The organism is Hydrogenivirga sp. 128-5-R1-1 (genome assembly GCF_000171895.1).
The window spans coordinates 1-2,154 of sequence record NZ_ABHJ01000165.1 but is presented as its reverse complement, the minus strand read 5'-3'; the positions used below and the strand labels follow the sequence as shown (position 1 = coordinate 2,154).

Below are 2,154 nucleotides of genomic sequence, written 5' to 3'. Positions count from 1 at the left end.
AGAGGAGTTTGTGGAATAAAAATTGATATTATAAGTTCCAGATTTACATCAGCATTTATTTTTACACAACCTTCAACATAGTTTTCAAGGTCTATATTTCTTTCAAAAACTATTAAAGCTCCTATTTTTCTTTCTGCGAGGAATGTAGCAGCCCTTATAACCTCATCTATTACTTTTTTCTTAGATAAAAATCCAGATGTAAAAATTCCTCCTTCTCCAATTTTTGCCAGAGCTCTTCTAAGTTCTGGTTGAAAAATCACAACAACCAGGAAAATTCCTATTGCCCATATGTTGTCAAATATCCATGACAAAGTGGTTAAATTAAATACTTTTGCAAAAATCCATATCACTAAAAGAGAAAAAAGCCCAAGAAGTATTTGCCATCCTCTTGTACCGATTAAAAACTTGAGAAGATAGTATATAATGGTTGCTACAAGAAGTATATCAACTATATCTACCCACGTTATATTTTTTATTATTTCAAAAATGTCAAACAACTTTATATCCTCTTATTGTGTCTAAAAGAGTTAAAAACTCAACAGTCTCTTTAACATCGTGTGTTCTTATAATGTGTGCTCCATTTAAAACTGCTACAGCAGTTGCTCCTAAGCCGCCATACAATCTATCCTTCGGCAGATATTCTCCTTTTCCTAACAGATTTTTAAGTATTATACCGATAAATGATTTTCTTGATATTCCAACTAAAATAGGAAAACCTAAAATCTTTAGTTCCTGCAGTCTTTTAATAATTTCCACGTTATGTTCTACTTTTTTTCCAAATCCTATGCCAGGGTCTATAATAAATCTATCTTTTCTAACACCTTTTTTTATGCCAAATTTTATTTGCTGGTCTAAAAATTGATAAATTTCTGCAATTACATCATCGTAATAAACATCTTTTTGCATATTTTCAGGACGACCTTTTGTATGATTAACAATAACAGGGCAGTCATATTTAGCAATTACATTTGCCATATTTATATCAAAACTCATTCCGCTAATATCATTTACTATATCTGCACCTTCTTTTAAGGCTTCTTCTGCAACTTTTGCTTTGTAGGTATCTATTGAGATTAAAAAGTTATTTCCAAGCTGTTTTCTTATAACCTGTATAACAGGTATAACTCTTTCCATTTCTTCTTCTAAAGGTACAGGCTCTGCTCCTGGTCTTGTAGATTCCCCGCCTATATCAATAATATCAGCACCTTCATCAAGCATCTGTGAAACCCTTTCAACTGCCCTTTCCAGATTTTTGTAATAAATTCCACCATCTGAAAAAGAATCTGGAGTTAGATTTAATATACCCATTACAGCTGTTTTGTTTCCAAGATTTAAGAATTTACCTTTATAATTTATTTTGAAATGAGTTTTATTGAGATTTATCCATTGATTTACCAGTGTTTTTGCTGTATCCCTTTGTCCGTCTTTTATCAAACTTTCAGTAAGTTCCTTCAGTTGCTCTTCATTTTCAATATATACAGGTGATTTAAATGGGTCAGAAAAAACTATTTTATATCTTTCTTCATTAACAGGTATTATCCTTGATATCATTTCAAACTCCATTTATATAAAATATAAAATTATAATATGTGCAATAAATCCTGAAATTAAACCCAAAACTGCCCCAACTATAACATCTAAAGGAAAATGTGCCCCCATATAAATTCGCCCATAGGCTATTAAAACTGCATAGATAAACATTAAAACAACAGCCCAGATAGGAAAGAAAAATAAAGAAACACCAAATAAAGTAAAAGCATACGCTGTATCAGCAGAGGGAAAACTTTTCAAACTTACAGGTTCTAAAAGATGTACATTTTCTAAAAGGGTAACAGGTCTTTTATGTCTAAATGTATATTTTAATGCTGGTATCAACACTCCAGTTATTCCTAAAGCAAAAACAAGCTCAATAATCGCCTGGAGTTTTCCAAAGTAATAAAAAACAGGTAAAAACAAAATGAGAGAATAACTTTTCCCAAGCCAAAAAAACTTTTTATAAAACTTATCTAAAAATTTATTTCTTTTACTATTTAAAGCCCTAAAAAGTTTTACATTCCATTTTAATTTTAACTGCCAGTCTTTACTCATAAACCTCCACCCAGTTTGTAATTCCTACCGGTCTAAATCCAAAATAAAATTAATATTTTAAAATCG

General features: G+C 30.6%; 3 protein-coding genes. All 3 read right to left on the bottom strand.

The annotated features are described in order from the left end of the window. Nucleotides 1–497 (bottom strand): diadenylate cyclase (locus tag HG1285_RS03865; protein WP_008288778.1); only part of this gene is annotated, 497 nt, incomplete at its 3' end. Then, entirely contained in the window at nucleotides 490–1,551 is a 1,062-nt protein-coding gene (gene folP, locus HG1285_RS03870; protein ID WP_008288777.1) for a dihydropteroate synthase, read from the bottom strand. The genes HG1285_RS03865 and folP, both read right to left, overlap by 8 nt. A 12-nt stretch (nucleotides 1,552–1,563) precedes the next feature. Continuing rightward, a complete protein-coding gene (locus HG1285_RS03875) occupies nucleotides 1,564–2,088 on the bottom strand; it encodes a phosphatase PAP2 family protein (RefSeq protein ID WP_008288776.1) in 525 nt (174 codons plus the stop codon). Between the last annotated feature and the right edge of the window lie 66 nt (nucleotides 2,089–2,154).